The organism is Testudinibacter crocodili (assembly GCF_006228025.1).
Classification (GTDB): Bacteria; Pseudomonadota; Gammaproteobacteria; order Enterobacterales; family Pasteurellaceae; genus Chelonobacter.
Genome location: NZ_VDHF01000043.1, coordinates 18,146 through 33,520, shown reverse-complemented (window position 1 = coordinate 33,520; position 15,375 = coordinate 18,146). Strand labels below are relative to the sequence as shown.

At 46.5% G+C, this 15,375-nt stretch carries 13 protein-coding genes; 8 read left to right on the top strand and 5 right to left on the bottom strand.

All coding sequences use genetic code 11. The features are described 5' to 3' along the window. Nucleotides 1-99: 99 nt before the first annotated feature. The gene (locus FHQ23_RS04810; protein ID WP_139613299.1) at nucleotides 100-405 is read left to right on the top strand and encodes a helix-turn-helix domain-containing protein; all 306 of its coding nucleotides are present in this window, start codon (nucleotides 100-102) and stop codon (nucleotides 403-405) included. Nucleotides 406-496: 91 nt separating this feature from the next. Here the strand turns inward: FHQ23_RS04810 and murP are convergent, their stop codons facing one another. Both murP and murQ read right to left on the bottom strand, forming a co-directional pair. Next, on the bottom strand, nucleotides 497-1,942 hold the full coding sequence (murP, locus tag FHQ23_RS04805) for a PTS N-acetylmuramic acid transporter subunit IIBC (protein WP_139613298.1): 1,446 nt from the start codon (nucleotides 1,940-1,942) through the stop codon (nucleotides 497-499). A 15-nt stretch (nucleotides 1,943-1,957) separates the two neighbouring features. After that, nucleotides 1,958-2,899, bottom strand: a complete 942-nt coding sequence (gene murQ, locus FHQ23_RS04800) for an N-acetylmuramic acid 6-phosphate etherase (RefSeq protein WP_139613297.1) — start codon at nucleotides 2,897-2,899, stop codon at nucleotides 1,958-1,960. 130 nt (nucleotides 2,900-3,029) lie between these two features. Between murQ and FHQ23_RS04795 the strand changes: the two genes are divergently transcribed. Continuing rightward, the gene (locus FHQ23_RS04795; protein WP_139613296.1) at nucleotides 3,030-3,866 is read left to right on the top strand and encodes an SIS domain-containing protein; all 837 of its coding nucleotides are present in this window, start codon (nucleotides 3,030-3,032) and stop codon (nucleotides 3,864-3,866) included. Nucleotides 3,867-3,976: 110 nt separating this feature from the next. On the opposite strand, the gene FHQ23_RS04790 is transcribed toward FHQ23_RS04795, so the two are convergent. After that, complete coding sequence (locus FHQ23_RS04790) at nucleotides 3,977-4,819, bottom strand: cysteine hydrolase family protein (RefSeq protein ID WP_139613295.1); 843 nt, start codon at nucleotides 4,817-4,819, stop codon at nucleotides 3,977-3,979. Between the two features lie 209 nt (nucleotides 4,820-5,028). On the opposite strand from FHQ23_RS04790, the gene FHQ23_RS04785 reads away from it, so the two are divergent. The 4 genes from FHQ23_RS04785 (at nucleotide 5,029) to FHQ23_RS04770 (ending at nucleotide 9,724) form a co-directional block, all read left to right on the top strand. Then, nucleotides 5,029-5,859 (top strand): AraC family transcriptional regulator, encoded by an 831-nt coding sequence (locus tag FHQ23_RS04785; RefSeq protein ID WP_139613294.1) that lies wholly within the window; start codon nucleotides 5,029-5,031, stop codon nucleotides 5,857-5,859. A 24-nt stretch (nucleotides 5,860-5,883) separates the two neighbouring features. Next, entirely contained in the window at nucleotides 5,884-6,384 is a 501-nt protein-coding gene (locus FHQ23_RS04780) for a protein disulfide oxidoreductase (RefSeq protein WP_139613303.1), read from the top strand. Between the two features lie 143 nt (nucleotides 6,385-6,527). Next, nucleotides 6,528-7,877 carry a GntP family permease gene (locus tag FHQ23_RS04775; RefSeq protein ID WP_139613293.1) on the top strand — a complete coding sequence of 450 codons (1,350 nt, stop codon included), beginning with the start codon at nucleotides 6,528-6,530 and terminating at the stop codon, nucleotides 7,875-7,877. An 86-nt stretch (nucleotides 7,878-7,963) separates the two neighbouring features. Then, entirely contained in the window at nucleotides 7,964-9,724 is a 1,761-nt protein-coding gene (locus tag FHQ23_RS04770) for a monovalent cation:proton antiporter-2 (CPA2) family protein (protein ID WP_139613292.1), read from the top strand. Nucleotides 9,725-9,788: 64 nt separating this feature from the next. Here the strand turns inward: FHQ23_RS04770 and mepM are convergent, their stop codons facing one another. Next, nucleotides 9,789-11,339, bottom strand: coding sequence for a murein DD-endopeptidase MepM (gene mepM, locus FHQ23_RS04765; RefSeq protein WP_139613291.1), 1,551 nt, complete (start codon nucleotides 11,337-11,339; stop codon nucleotides 9,789-9,791). A 345-nt stretch (nucleotides 11,340-11,684) separates the two neighbouring features. On the opposite strand from mepM, the gene znuC reads away from it, so the two are divergent. Together znuC and znuB are read left to right on the top strand one after the other, a co-directional pair. Next, nucleotides 11,685-12,476, top strand: coding sequence for a zinc ABC transporter ATP-binding protein ZnuC (znuC, locus tag FHQ23_RS04760; protein ID WP_139613290.1), 792 nt, complete (start codon nucleotides 11,685-11,687; stop codon nucleotides 12,474-12,476). 8 nt (nucleotides 12,477-12,484) lie between these two features. Continuing rightward, a complete protein-coding gene (gene znuB, locus FHQ23_RS04755) occupies nucleotides 12,485-13,270 on the top strand; it encodes a zinc ABC transporter permease subunit ZnuB (RefSeq protein WP_139613289.1) in 786 nt (261 codons plus the stop codon). 57 nt (nucleotides 13,271-13,327) lie between these two features. Here the strand turns inward: znuB and prc are convergent, their stop codons facing one another. Further along, on the bottom strand, nucleotides 13,328-15,364 hold the full coding sequence (gene prc, locus FHQ23_RS04750; RefSeq protein WP_139613288.1) for a carboxy terminal-processing peptidase: 2,037 nt from the start codon (nucleotides 15,362-15,364) through the stop codon (nucleotides 13,328-13,330). Nucleotides 15,365-15,375 lie beyond the last annotated feature (11 nt).

Here is a 15,375-nt window from a genome sequence, read left to right as displayed (position 1 = left end):
AAGATCAACAGACCCTACATAAAAAGACACAAAAAACGCCAAAACAGGATCTCGAGCTCGCCAAGGCTCGAATGAAACAAATTAAAGAGGAATTCAAACATGTCTGATGAGAAATTAGAATTTACCACCCTTGATGAATTTAAAAATGAATTATTATCAAGCGACCCAAGCTTTGCAGAGCGACATCAAGCCCGACAAATCCAGCTACAAATGCTGAATGAATTAAAACAAGCTCGTCTTGCGCAAAAACTATCGCAAAGTGATATTGCAAAACGCTCTGGTATCAAAATGCAAAATATTAGCCGTTTAGAGCGAGGTTTAGTTTCACCAACAATTGAAACATTAATCCGCTATGCTATTGCTGTTGGCGGCTCGTTCTGTCTACAACTGAAATCAAACAATTAGTAAATCGATCTCTATTTTGATTGACACTTGTTTTAGTCTGCGAAAAGGATAAATCCTTCAGTCATTTATCCCTTTCTTGTTAAAAAACAGCCTAACTTAAATCTACCTCTTTGGCAAAAAAGTAGGTTGTGACAAAACCGACCAGATAAGCGGTGATTGTGCCAGCCAGATAAATGGCGATTGCAGCAAATACGCCGTTTGGTCCGGTCAACAGCGGAATTGCCAGTAACCCAGAAGGTCCGAAGACGCTGTTCAATCCCATCGGGAAGCCCAAATAGGCGATCAAACCAATCACAAAACCACCGGCTGCGCCACCGATACAGGCGGTGATAAAGGGTTTAACTCTCGGCAGCGTCACGCCATAAATCAGCGGTTCACCAATGCCTAAAAAGCCCGGTAAAATGGCGCCTTTAATCTGTGAACGCAACAACGAACTTTTATTCGCCATTACATACAACGCAATTGCCGCACCAACTTGCCCAGCACCTGCCATTGCCAAAATCGGAAACAGCGCATTGAAGCCTTGCGTTTCCACAAGAGCAAAATAGACCGGCACAAAACCTTGGTGAATACCAAACATCACCGACAGCAGAAACAGCCCTGCCAACACCGCACTTCCAAACGGATTGCCGTTCAAATGGCTGAACAACCAAGACATGCCGTTAAACAGCACCACGCCAAGTGGCATGATCAGCAAGAAAGTGAATGCGCCCATCATTAACAGCGTGATGGTTGAGGTCAGCAGCATATCTAGATTATCTGGAATAAATTTTCGCACCCACTGTTCAATTTTAGCCCCGACAATCGCCGCAATCAGCACGCCGATGATGTTGCCGCGCGGATCGATCTCCAAGCCAAAAAAGCTGCTCATGCCGGAATAGATCCCTTTAGTCGCTTCGGGGTTATAGCCAAGAATAAAAAATGAGGCGATAATCGCACCGTTGACTCCGGTGCCACCGAAGGCTTTCGCCGCATTATAGCCGATCATGATGCTTAAAAAGCTGAACAAACCTTTGCTGAACACTTTTAAATAGCCGATCAACGCGACCAAAGTCGCATTCGGCGCTTCCACACCGGCAACAAACGATTGATCCAACAGGGTTCCGATGCCCAGCAATAATCCGGCACCGATAAAACCGGGAATCAGCGGAGTAAAAATTGTCGCAAATTTACTTAAAAATTGGTGCATTCCGCTGCTTTGCTGTTGTTTCAGTTGCTGTTTATTGCTTTGAGCAATATCATTCAGATCGTGAGATAGCGCACTTTGTTGCAAATAGCTGCGACACAGTTCGGCGGCTTTTCCGGCTTTGCCCGGCCCTAGAATAATTTGCACTTGATCTTGCATATTCACCACGCCCATCACCGCCTCAAGCCGTTTCAGTTTTTCCAGCTCTACTGCTTGCGGCTGATTGACTTTTAAACGTAAGCGAGTCATACAATTGCCAACTGAAGCAATATTTTCCGCACCACCGAGTAACGTCACAACTTGTGCAATAAACGCTGGGTTGATCCCTGCCGCTTGTTTTGTCTCTGCCATAATGCCCTCCTGTTTTTATTGCTGATGCTGATATTGTTGCTGATTTTGTTGCTGAAAGTGAAATGCCAACGCTTGTCGGATAAAGCCATGATGCTGCGCCAGCAAACGCTCAGCTTGCGCAGCCGAAAGATCTGCCAGCAGCATTAAAATCGCTGTTTTACAATGTTGTTTACTCGCCTGTAACGCCTGTTCCGCCTGCTGTTGTTGGCAGCCAGTGGCTTGCATAACAATATTCTTCTGCCGCTCAATCAACTTGTGATTTGTCGCTTGCACATCGACCATCAAGTTGCCGTACACCTTGCCGCTGCGCACCATCGCTGCTGTCGTCAGCATATTCAGCACCAATTTTTGTGCCGTACCGGCTTTCATGCGTGAGGAACCGGTCACCACTTCTGCCCCGACCGCCACACAAATCGCAATCTGTGCCTGTTGCAATAAAGCTGAATCGGGATTGCAGGCAATGCCTGCCGTCACGCAGCCGGTCTGTTTGGCACACTCAATACCGCTCAGTACATAGGGCGTGCGTCCGCTGGCGGCAATCCCGACCACCACATCGTGTTGATTCAATTGAATTTGTTGCAGATCTTCGATCGCTGCCTGCCGGTTGTCTTCCGCATTTTCTACTGCACTGAAAACCGCACTTTGACCTCCGGCAATCAAAGCAATCACCTGATTCGGGTCAGTACCATAGGTCGGTGGACATTCGCTGGCATCCAAAATTCCCAAGCGCCCGGATGTGCCTGCGCCCAGATAAATCAAGCGTCCGCCACGTTGAAATGCGGCGACAATCTGCTCCACCGCTTGTGCAATCGATGGAATTTGCGTGGCGATAATCTGCGGCACTTTTTGATCTTCCTGATTGATCAGGCGTAAAATATCAACGGTGGATAAGCGATCAAGCTGCTCCGATTGTGGATTACGGCTTTCTGTGATCAATTGATTCAGTTTTTCCGGCATTCGCCCTCCTAATCTGATGTGGGTGATCAATATTTATGGCGGCTGATCCTTGACTGAATCAGCATTAAATACTAATTTATTCAAAATAAATCAAAATACAAGAATTATTTATTCCATTTGTGAGGCAACTATGGGTTTTTTAAACAAAATTGAACATCTACTGGGCAGTTATTCCAAAACCGAGCTGAAAATTGCCGAATTTATTTTGCAGCACAGCCTTCAAGTCAAAAATCTTTCCTCATCAAAATTAGCCGAAACCATCGGCGTCAGCCAATCAGCGATAATCAAATTCAGTCAAAAATTGGGGCTGCGTTCCTATACTGAATTCAGAGTCGCCATCAGTGAGGACTTGGCACTGAACGGCAAAATCAAATTGCACGACGACATCGGTTTGGACGACAGTCTGGCGACGGTTGCTGAAAAATTGTTTCAGGAAAAACAACAAGCGTTGCAGGAAACCTATCGGATTAATTCATTGGGCGTGCTGCAACAGGTGTTGACACTGCTGAACCGCGCCAAGAAAATTTTATTAATTGGCATCGGTAATTCGGCGTTGGTGGCTAAAGATTTTGCTTATAAGCTGAATAAAATTTCGATTACTGCTTTAACCGAAATGGATACCCACGCCCAGCTGGTGCTCAGCCAAACCTTAACCGCTGAGGATTTGCTGTTTGTGATCTCTTTTTCCGGACAAAAAAAGGAATTATTGTTAGCTGTTGAAACGGCAAAAGCACAGAATGTGCCGGTGGTTGCGCTGACTTCCGCAAGCTTTAACCCGCTGCATCAAGCCGCCGATCAACTGCTGTTTTCGATTGCCGATGAATCGTTGTACCGTAGCTCTTCGATCGCTTCGCGCACCGCACAACATGCGATAACCGATCTGCTGTTTATGGGCTTGCTGCAACAGAATCAACAAACAGCGTTGGCGCAAATTGAACGCAGCAAACAACTGATTGCCCGACTATAGTATCGTACTAAAAATAATAGAAAAACCGCACTTTCGCTCGCTGAAGTCACAACACAGTGTCCATCAGAGATTAAAAGTGCGGTTTTAAGGGGATTCAAAATCCTGATGTCTTAGGCTTTAGCGCCCAGTTTGCTCACGGTTTCTGCGGTTGTCCACAGATCATTGGCGATCAAACGGAAGTTCACCAGTGCCGCCAAATAGCCGTCACCTTCCGGAATTTTTGGTCCGGCAGTCGCATCTTTCACCACCGTCACTTCAAAACCTTGTTCGATAAATTCACGCAAATGTGATTCGATACATAAATTGGCTGCCATGCCTGCCAAAATGACTTGATCTACGCCTTGTTTACGCAGTTGCAGCACCACATCATTGGTTTCCGGGCCAAATACTTTATGCGGACTGGCAATAATCGTTTTGCCGTCATAGATATACGGTTTGTACTCTTCCATAAAATCGGCCCCTGAACCTTCGAAACCTTCCAAGGTATACGGTCCTTTACGCGCAAACATGCCACTGTCGTGCATAAAATGCTCGCCCGGACCACCAAATTTCCACGAATGATCCACCGGATAATAATAGTGTGGGGAAACCACCACCGGAATCTCCGCCGCTTTTGCAGCTTTAAACAGGCTTTCGATATTCGGCACAGTGTTATTGCGGGTAATACTTTCACCCATCACGCCCCAGCTGATTCCTTTCGGGCTTAAAAAATCCACTTGTGGATCAACCACCACCAATGCAACCCGTTTTTTATCCAGCTTCATACCGTGACGCGGCATGCCGTATTGTTGCGGCTCTGCATAGGGATCAGCTGCTTTATTGTCTTTAGCTGTTGCGACCGCACTTAAGCCCATTGCACCTAATGCCGTTGCCGCCATTGCGATTTGTGATCCTTTGCCCAGTACCTGACGGCGTGTAGTATCGATTTGTTGTGCTTTATGCTCATTACTCATAATAATCACCTTTTTTTCATTGACTAATTAATTTGAAAACCCAAGAATATTTGAAAGACCAAGAGTGCTTCACATCTTGATGAAATATCATGTTGTTGCCTCTCCCCATTTGGAACGAGATGAAGTATAGCGTGAGCCCGATAACAAAAATTAACCGTTCGTCCGGACTTTTTAACCGAATAACTGTTCAATAGACTCTAGGATAATTCATGGATCCGTTAGCCGAATTTTTTACCCGCTTCGATTTCCGTAGTGATCTGTTTTTCAGCAGTTTGCTATGCCGAATCGGTGAATTTAACGAGCCGAATAAAAGCTATCTGCACATTGTCCATCAAGGTGCATTTAATATGATGTTGAGTAACCATGTTCAAAAACGGGTGCACGAACCCTGCGCCATTTTTTGTCCGAACAGCACCTTGCACCGCTTAAACCCACTCGATGAAAACGGAATGAGTGTCTCTTGTATCAGTTTTGATTTTGGTGAGGGTGTCACCAACCCACTCAATCAGGCATTGGACGAATGTGTGATAATGCCTCTGAACCAACACCCTGAGCTTTCCGCCTTAAGTAGTGCGGTTTATCAGGAATATCACAGCGAACAGCCGGGCAAAGCGGTTTCAATTCATCATCTGTGCGCTTATTTTCTGATTCGGGTTATTCGTTACGGTTTACAGCAGCAGCAACTGACCAGCGGTTTTCTGTGCGGTTTAGGCGATGCCAAATTGGGCAAAGTGCTGAGCGCACTTCACCAAAAACCGGCTGAAGCTTGGCAATTGGACAATATGGCGGAATTAGCCAATATGTCACGCTCTCACTTTGCAGCACACTTCAAAAAAGTCATCGGGATTCCGGCAATGGATTACCTAACCCAATGGCGCTTAACCCTTGCTCAGCGCAAAATGCGTAGTGGTTTGCCGATTGCAATCGTCGCAGAAGAAGTCGGTTATCAATACGCCAGTGCCTTCAGCCGAATTTTCACTGCGAAAATCGGGCTGTCGCCGTTAAAATGGCTGGCTAAACAGCAGCAATCTGATCAATAAATCCAAGCAGATCAATCAATGAAAATTAACCTGAAAAAAATCGGCAAAAACTTACTGTCTCTTTTCCTGACGTTTATCGTCATCAGTCTGATATTAGACTGGTACCGTAAGCCTGAGGTGCCGCCCGATGCTGCTACGACCGCACTTTACGATCTACAACAGCAGCCATTTTTTCTGGCGCAGTTGAGCCAAGATCGCCCGGCAATTCTGTATTTTTGGGGGACATGGTGCAGTTACTGTCGCTACACATCCCCGGCAATAGATCGATTAGCAAAAGAGGGAGTGCCGGTGGTGACCGTCGCGCTGCGGTCTGGCGATACTGAAACGGTGCAAGCCTATTTAGATAAACATCAATACCAGTTCACCAGCGTCAACGACCCCAAAGGAACCATTGCCGCACAATGGCAGGTTGCCGTCACCCCGACTATCATTATTTTCGACCAAGGCAAAATGGAGTTCGCCACCACCGGCTTGAGCAGCTATTGGGGGCTCAACGTGCGGTTATGGCTGGCACAGTGGTTTTAACAACCGGCAATCTGCAAACCATCTGCTGAAAATTTTTGAAGATTATCGCAAATCCGTTGATTAACACTGTTCAAAGCGCTAAAAATTGCTATTTTAAACAGGATCCTTTTGCTTCATTGACTTCAATAATACCGGAGGGTTTTATGAGTGGTTTTTGGCTGGTTATCCTGCTGGTGGCAGGCATTCTGTTTATCGTGATTTCCACCGCAAAATACAAATTGCACCCTTTTCTGGCGCTGTTACTCACGGCTTATGCCATTGCACTGTGCGCCGGACTGCCGATTGCCGACACGGTGAAAACCATCACCAGCGGATTTGGCGGTATTTTAGCCTACATCGGTATCGTGATTGTGTTGGGCACAATCATCGGCACAATTTTGGAAAAAACCGGCGCAGCGATTACCATGGCAGATTTTGTACTACGCAAAGTCGGGCGCAAACGTCCGGTGCTGGCAATGAGTATTATCGGCTACATCGTATCGATTCCGGTGTTTTGTGACTCCGGCTTTGTGATTTTATCCTCGCTGAAAAAATCGTTGATCCAGCAAACCGGAAAATCTGCGGTGGCAATGTCAGTAGCACTCTCCACCGGCTTATACGCCACTCACACGTTGGTGCCGCCAACGCCAGGGCCGATTGCTGCTGCCGGCAATTTGCATGTTGATAATCTCGGTTTGGTGATTTTGCTCGGACTGATGGTGGCGCTGGTTGCCGCACTGGCGGGCTATCTGTATGCCGAATGGGCAGGCAAACGCTATCGTTGTGCGCAAGACGATCTGCCACGTTTAAGCGACGACCATGAAATTAAGGCGTTATATCCCAAATTACCTTCTACTCTGAATGCATTCCTGCCGATTATTGTGCCGATCGCGTTAATCGCCCTTGCCTCACTGCTCAAACTGCTGTTCAGCGGGGTAGATAATCTGCTCTTGAAATATGTGTATTTCTTCGGCGAACCCGTGACCGCACTTTTAATCGGCTTATTCTTTGCTGCTCGTTTACTACCAGAATGGAGCAAAACCACGCTGAACGATTGGATCGGTCAGGCAGTGAAAGACTCCGGCAGTATTTTAATTATCACCGCAGCAGGCGGCGCATTGGGCGGAGTGCTGAAAGCCAGCGGCATCGGGGATTATCTCGGCACGATGTTGCAATCCATGAGCCTTGGTATCTTAGTGCCGTTTGTGATTGCCGCCGCACTCAAAACCGCACAGGGCTCTTCAACCACTGCCTTGGTGGTAACGTCTACGATTATTTATCCGTTGCTGCCAGCGCTCGGTTTGGACAGTACCCTTGGTTCAGTCTTGGCAATCATGGCAATTGGTGCCGGTGCCATGACCGTTTCCCATGCCAATGACAGCTTTTTCTGGGTGGTGGCGGAATTCAGTGAAATGGACGTTGCCACGGCTTATAAATCGCAAACCGTCGCAACCTTGGTTCAGGGAATAGTCACCATCACGGTGGTCGCTTTGCTGGCATGGATTTTGCTTTAAACAAGAGATAAACACCGCACTTTCAAAGTGCGGTTGGCTTAAGTTAAAATAGCCATCTTTAATCGTATTGATAAAAAGGATTTTTTATGTCTGTCGAGCATGCCGCAAGCCCTTTATTACCCGTGGTCATCCTGCTGACCGCTGGGGTGTTGGCAGTACCGATTTTTAAGCGCTTAGGCTTAGGAGCGGTATTAGGATATTTCAGTGCCGGTATTTTAATCGGCCCCCATGTTTTCGGATTTTTTGATGATCCGCAACAGATCCTTCACCTTGCTGAACTGGGCGTGGTAATGTTTCTGTTTATTATCGGGCTAGAAATGCGTCCAAGCAAATTATGGCAAATGCGCGGACAAATTTTCGGTTTAGGCGCAGCACAGGTCGTGCTCTGTTGCAGCTTGCTGACCTTGCTTGGGGTTGCCGTGTTTGATCTCTCTTGGCCTGTTGCTTTTGTCGGTGGTGCCGGTTTTGTGCTGTCTTCGACCGCCGTTGTGATGCAAATGCTGGCAGAACGTGGCGAAAGCAACACCCCAGCCGGACAACAAGCGCTTTCGATTTTACTGTTGGAAGACTTGGCTATTGTCCCGTTACTCGCTATCGTGGCGTTTATCAGCCCGAATCAAACCGCTGACAGCAGCAGCCAATGGGCAGAGATCGCCCTTGCGTTAGGCGCACTGGCTGCACTGATTATCGCCGGTAAGTGGCTGCTGAATCCGCTCTTTGCGATTTTAGCTGCCTCGCGCGCACGCGAAGTGATGACTGCCGCAGCATTGTTGGTGGTATTAGGTGCGGCATTATTAATGGAAATCAGCGGATTATCGATGGCAATGGGGGCTTTTCTAGCCGGAGTATTGCTATCCGAATCCAGTTATCGCCACCAAATTGAGGCAGATATTGAACCGTTCAAAGGAATTTTGCTTGGATTATTTTTTCTTGCGGTGGGAATGTCGTTAAATTTAAGCATCATCGCTACACAGTGGGTATGGGTGGCGCTAGCGGTAATTACGTTTATGCTGACCAAAGCAATGGGTATTTATGTGATTGCCCGCCTGTTTAAATCCAACAACCGACAAGCCCTGCTGCGTACAGCCATGTTTGCACAAGGTGGCGAATTTGCCTTTGTGCTGTATGCCGCTGCTGTTACCAGTGGCTTAATGGATATGCAAACCAATGCGCTGTTGTCGGCAACAGTGATTTTATCTATGGCATTGACGCCGATGGTGATGATTGCCGTCGATCGTTTGCTGCCAGCGGAAAAAATCTCTGCTGACGGCTTGGACAAAGCTGAAAATCTACAAGGACAAGTCTTGGTGATCGGTTTCGGGCGCTTTGGGCAAATCGCCAGTCAGGTGCCGCTCAGTCGTGGTTTTGAACTGGCAATCATCGACAACGATCCGATTCGAATTCGTGAAGCCGCAAAATTCGGGCGGCACATCTATTTTGGCGATGGCACGCAGTTGGATATTTTGCACACTTCAGGCGCTGCGCAGGCGCAAGCAATTATGATCTGTGTTGATGATAAGCAGGCGGTCGATCATATTGTCGATTTGGCACAACACAGCTTTCCGAATACCAAACTGATTACACGCGCTTGGGATCGCCGTCACTATATCGAATTGCTCAATAAAGGTGTGGACTATGTGGTTCGAGAAACCGCAGCCGCTGCATTTGAATTAGGCGAGAAAACATTGAGCGCATTGGGTGTTGATAAAGAAGAAGCAGAACGTATCAGTCATGATATCCGTTTGCGTGACAGCCGTTTGTTGTGCGAACAAGTTTCTGCCGGAATCGATATGCAACAATATTCGCCAAAACCACAGCCCTTGACTGAAACCCATATTGACAATTAACAATATTAGTGCGATTAGCAAAACGCTAACCGCACTTTCAACATTCAGGCTTCCAATGTTCTGGTTATAATTTAAGCTGTCTGACGACTTCTTTCGATTTTGTCAGAAATGCCTTGCGTTCTTTTGCCGGCAAGCCCGTATTATTACCCGGTAGTTTGACCGTCATCGGGTTTACCGGGCGATCGTTGATATGAAATTCGTAGTGCAAGTGCGGTCCGGTAGAACGACCCGTGTTACCGGAAAGCGCAATTCGCTCACCACGTTTTATCTGTTGCCCCGGTTTCACCAATGCGCGGCTTAAGTGCATGTACACAGTTTTATAGTTGCGCCCGTGTTTCAATACAATGTAACGCCCAGCACCGTTGGCTTGGTAAGCTACTTTCACAACTTCCCCGTCAGATGGCGCAATAATCGGCGTGCCGACCCGCAATGAGAAATCGACACCTTTATGCGGTGAGACTCGTCCGGTCACTGGATGGCGCCGTGCCGGGTTGAAATGCGATGAGATTTTCGGCTGGCGGGTTAACGGATAGCGTGCAAAACCTCGACCTAACGTTTCGCCATTGACATTAAAATAAGCCCCGTTTGCCGCTTGAATGGCATAATAACTTTTGCCACCATGCAGAATATGAATCGCATCGACTTTTGCCTGACCGGTTAATTTATCGCCTAAATACTCACGCTGCATCAAAATAGCAAATTTATCGCCTTTGCGCAGCTTGTTCATGCTAACCTGCCACTGAAGTGCGGTCGCCAGCTGATTGATTTGACGAGCGGAAAGCCCTTGTCGGCTCATACTGTTGGAAAATGAACCTTGAATTTGCCCTTTGATAACTTCGGTTTTCCAAACGCTCTGTTTTTTAAGAACTTGTTGCTTATAACTGCCCTCTGGCTGCCGTTCATAGATGCGTTCTTCTTTGTCGGACACCAACCAGTTCATATACTCTAACTGGTCGTCTTTGTTCAAAATCCAATAAAATTGCTGCCCGGCTTTTAGTGTCTTTAACTCAGGGAAAGATTGTATTAATGCCGCACTCACCGCAGGTTGTAAGCCAGATTGTTCTAGAATATCTTTCAGTTGTTGCCCGGCAACCACGGTTTCACTAAACTGATTGTTGATCCGCCAAGCCTGATCGGCAGCATCTAATAAAATATCCAGTGCGGTTTGTGCCTCTTCCGGCAGAAATTCGGTATCTTGCTCGCCATCGACTGCTTGTTCCTGTTCGACGGAACCCGGTTCCACTTCATCATCTTGGGTATCCAAATCATCATAATACGAGGTGGCATTGGGATCTTCTTCCGGCGATGACTTCTCTTTGCCTACACTGCCTGTTGCAGTTTCACTGCTAGTACCGGGTGGAACCGAAAGCTGCTCAGCTGGTGCTGTGACTGGGTTTTCGACAGATTGAGATGGTGTCGTTGCGGGTTGTTGTGCCAAGGGATCACTCGGCTTGGTCTCTAAATACTCCGTCGCTGGTGGTTGCTGCGCATCATCATAACCGGGAAAAATAAAATATACGGCAACACCCCATAACAACGCAAATATTGCTAAAAACAATATTTTCCGATTACGAGCCCGTCTCTTTCTTTCTCTGGCTAAAATAACACTTTTCACTATACCGATTCTTTATTGATATCTTATTTTAAAATTCTTGCTTTACCATTTATCATACAGTAAACATCCGATACCCAATACACAGGTATTGTAATAGGACACACAAAACCTTTAAAAAGTTCTGCTGAAAAATATCGTTTGCCGATTAAAACAACAATTACAACGCATCTGTTTTTTATCCCTGCAATCGTACCGCACTTTTAGCAGCAAAGTGAGCAACAAACCATCGATAAACAACAACCTTAGTTCTCTTGTACCCAGTGTAAAAATCAGATATTCTGCTCAATCCAAGGCGCTTTCTTCTCTATAAAGATAAACCCATAAACACAAGCAAAGGTCACTATCGTGAACAATAACAAGCCGCAGGCACTGATCGAACTGAAAGATATTGGTGTCCGCTTCAATAACAAAATTGTGTTGAACAATATCAACTTAAAACTCTATCCCAATTCGGTCACCACGATTGTTGGTCCGAACGGTGGCGGCAAATCGACGCTGCTCAAGGTGTTGCTAAAATTGATTCGTCCGACACAAGGCGCCGTCAAAGCCAAAGCGAAATTACGCATCGGCTATGTACCGCAAAAAATCTATCTGGATCAAACTCTGCCGTTGACCGTTAAAAAATTTTTATCACTACACCAACTACAGCCCACAAAAATTGAGGAAACGCTGCTACAACTGTCGATTCAGCATCTGGCAGAGCAAAGTATGCACAAGCTTTCCGGCGGTGAAATGCAACGGGTTCTGCTGGCAAGAGCACTGCTGAATCAACCGGAGTTGTTGGTTCTGGACGAACCGGTGCAGGGTGTGGATATCGGTGGGCAGGCGGAATTATACCAATTGATCGCCGAAAGCAAAAATCGGCTTAATTGTGCTGTGTTGATGGTTTCTCACGATTTGCATCTGGTGATGGCGAATACGGATCATGTGTTGTGCATCAACCAGCATCTTTGTTGTGCCGGAACACCGGAGACAGTATCTGAACATCCTGATTTTATTCGATATTTTGGTGATCAATTTGCCCAGAATTTTGCACTTTATACCCATCATCATAATCACAAACATAATTTGCATGGTGATGTCTGCTGCGGAGCGCACGCTAATGCCGCTGCCGACTGCCACCATACTCACCGATAGGAAGTTGCATGCTTGATATTCTTCTCCCCGCTTGGCTTTGCGGAATGATTCTGTCCTTGCTGAGCGCCCCACTCGGCGCTTTTGTCGTTTGGCGTAAAATGTCGTATTTTGGTGACACCTTATCCCACGCTTCGCTGTTAGGTGTTGCATTGGGGTTGTTACTGGAAGTTAATCCGTATTTTGCGGTGATAGTAATTGTATTATTACTCGCCTGTTTGCTGGTCTGGCTAGAGAATTACACTGCATTTTCTACCGATACCCTGTTGGGCATTATTGCTCACAGTTCGCTGTCGTTGGGGGTGGTTGCGATTGCGTTGATGGACAATGTGCGGGTTGACCTGATCGCTTACCTATTCGGTGATATTCTGGCATTAAATTATGGCGATCTGTATTGGGTGATCGGCGGTGCGGTGGTTGTATTATTGCTGTTAATTCGGCTTTGGCGGCCACTGCTCGCCACCACCATCAGTGCTGAATTAGCACAGGTTGAAGGCGTCAACACGCGCAAAATCCAGATGATTTTAATGCTAATGACCGCACTTACCATCGCCTTAAGTATGAAATTTGTCGGTGCACTCATCATCACTTCTTTATTGATCATTCCAGCCGCTACCGCCCGCCGTTTTTCCAAAACCCCGGAACAGATGGTGTTGATCGGTTACTTCATCAGTTGCAGCGCCATCACACTCGGTTTAGGGCTATCGGCACTGTACGATACCCCCGCCGGCCCATCGATCGTCATCGCCGCTTCCGCATTGTTTATGTTGTCACTGTTTAAACGAGAACAACAGTAAATTCAGCACCAAACAAAAAGGGCAGATCAACAAATGATCTGCCCTCTGACAGCTGATTTAAGATTTAACTGGCTCAGCTAGATACTTGACGTAGTCGGCAGCAATTTTCTCTGCTTCGCGGATATAGAAATCCGGCGCTTCATAGTCTTTTGGCAAATCGTCAATATCTTTCAGTGGTTTTTTGCCTTCTGCTTTAAAACGTTCGTTCAAGTCTTTCAAACGACGGGCTTCGTCTTCGCTGTTCTCTTGCTGACGCTGTTTCAAATTTAACGATAAAAACTTACGGTTAGACCACTCTTTTTGAATCAATAAGTTACGTTCTAACGCAATAAATTCACGCTCTTTAGCAATGCGTTCTTGATGCAATCCTGCCAGATAGTCAATCTCGAATTTTTTGCTCGGCATCACGCTATAACTGGCTGCCGGCACTTTGTCCCAAGGCAACGCATTATCTTCACTGCTTTCACCGCTCTTTTCAGCGTCGATAATCGCCGGAAAAGTAATATCCGGATCGACACCTTTGATTTGGGTGCTGCCGCCGTTAATCCGATAGAATTTCTGAATCGTGTATTGAATAAAGCCCAACGGCGATTGATCCATATCATACACAAAATTCAGCGGACGACTTTGCTGCACCGTGCCTTTACCAAAAGTCTGCTGCCCTAAAATAATAGCACGTTGGTAATCCTGCATTGCCGCAGCGAAAATTTCGGAAGCTGAAGCACTGTAACGGTTAATCATCACCAATAACGGACCTTGATAGACTTCTGTGCTATCCGGATCCTGATGAATACGAATACGATTATAAGCGTCACGCACCTGCACCACCGGACCATCAGAAATAAACAAGCCGCTCAACGACACGGCTTCGGTCAACGCACCGCCGCCGTTATCACGCAAATCAATCACCAACGCCTGCACTTTTTTCTGTTCCGCATCAGCCAACAGTTTGCGCACATCGTCGGTCAGTCCGATATAGAAACTTGGGATCTTAATCACCCCGATATTTTCGCCCTCAACCTGATTCACCTCCAGCTTGGCAGCGTTGTCCTCGATCCGCACTTGGTCACGTACCAAGCTGATGATTTTGGTTTTACCGCCTTTTGCCGGCTCAATTTCCAAACGTACCGTTGTACCTTTTTTCCCTTTAATTTTGTCAACCACATCATCTAAACGCCAACCGACTACATCTTCGATCTCACCTTTAGCACCTTGTCCAATCCCGACAATTTTATCGCCTTTCGCCAGTTTTTTACTACGCTCTGCCGGTGCGCCAGGCACTAAGGATTTAATAATGGTTTCATCATCTTCCGACTGCAATGTGGCACCGATACCTTCCAAAGACAGATTCATATCTTCGGTAAAACTTTTAGCATTGCGCGGTGAAAGGTAGCTGGTGTGCGGATCAATTTCTCTGGCAAATGCATTTAAGAACAGTTGTGAAATATCATCAGCTCGGGTTTGATTCAAACGTAGAATTGCCAGATTGTAACGTTTGGTCAGCTTTTTCTTGATCTCTGCCCATTTAGTGCCTTTCAAACGTTCGGTAATCACATCATTTTTAAAGCGCTGTTGCCAAAGTTTGTCTAATTCGGCAGTGTCCGTCGGCCATGTAGTCATTTTAGAACGATCAATTTCGATTTGATCGTCATTGGTCAAATCCGGCTCTTTATCCAACAACGACAGCAGATAGGCATAACGTTCATAGCGACGTTTGGTCATCAGTTCATACGCTTTATACGCCAAAGCCAAATCGCCGGAATACAAGCTTTGCTGCAAACCGTTTGCCGCTTCTGCCCGCAATTGATCAACATCACTTTGTAGCAAAGTGTTATGGTTATAATCTAAAAAATTCAGATAGCGGGTAAACACTTTTTCCGAGAACGCTTGATCCAGCGCAAACTTACTGTAGTGCGACTGGGTTAAACGTGCGGTCACCCGTTTAGCTGCGGTTGACTGCGTCTCTCCCAATTGTGGCAATTTGATCTCTTCATATTTAAGATTAGCTTTGACCGCTTGCACAGATTGCGACATTAATGTTAAGGAAGCCAACAATACAGCCAGGAAACCATATTGTAATTTTTTTATCTTCATCCCCAATTCCT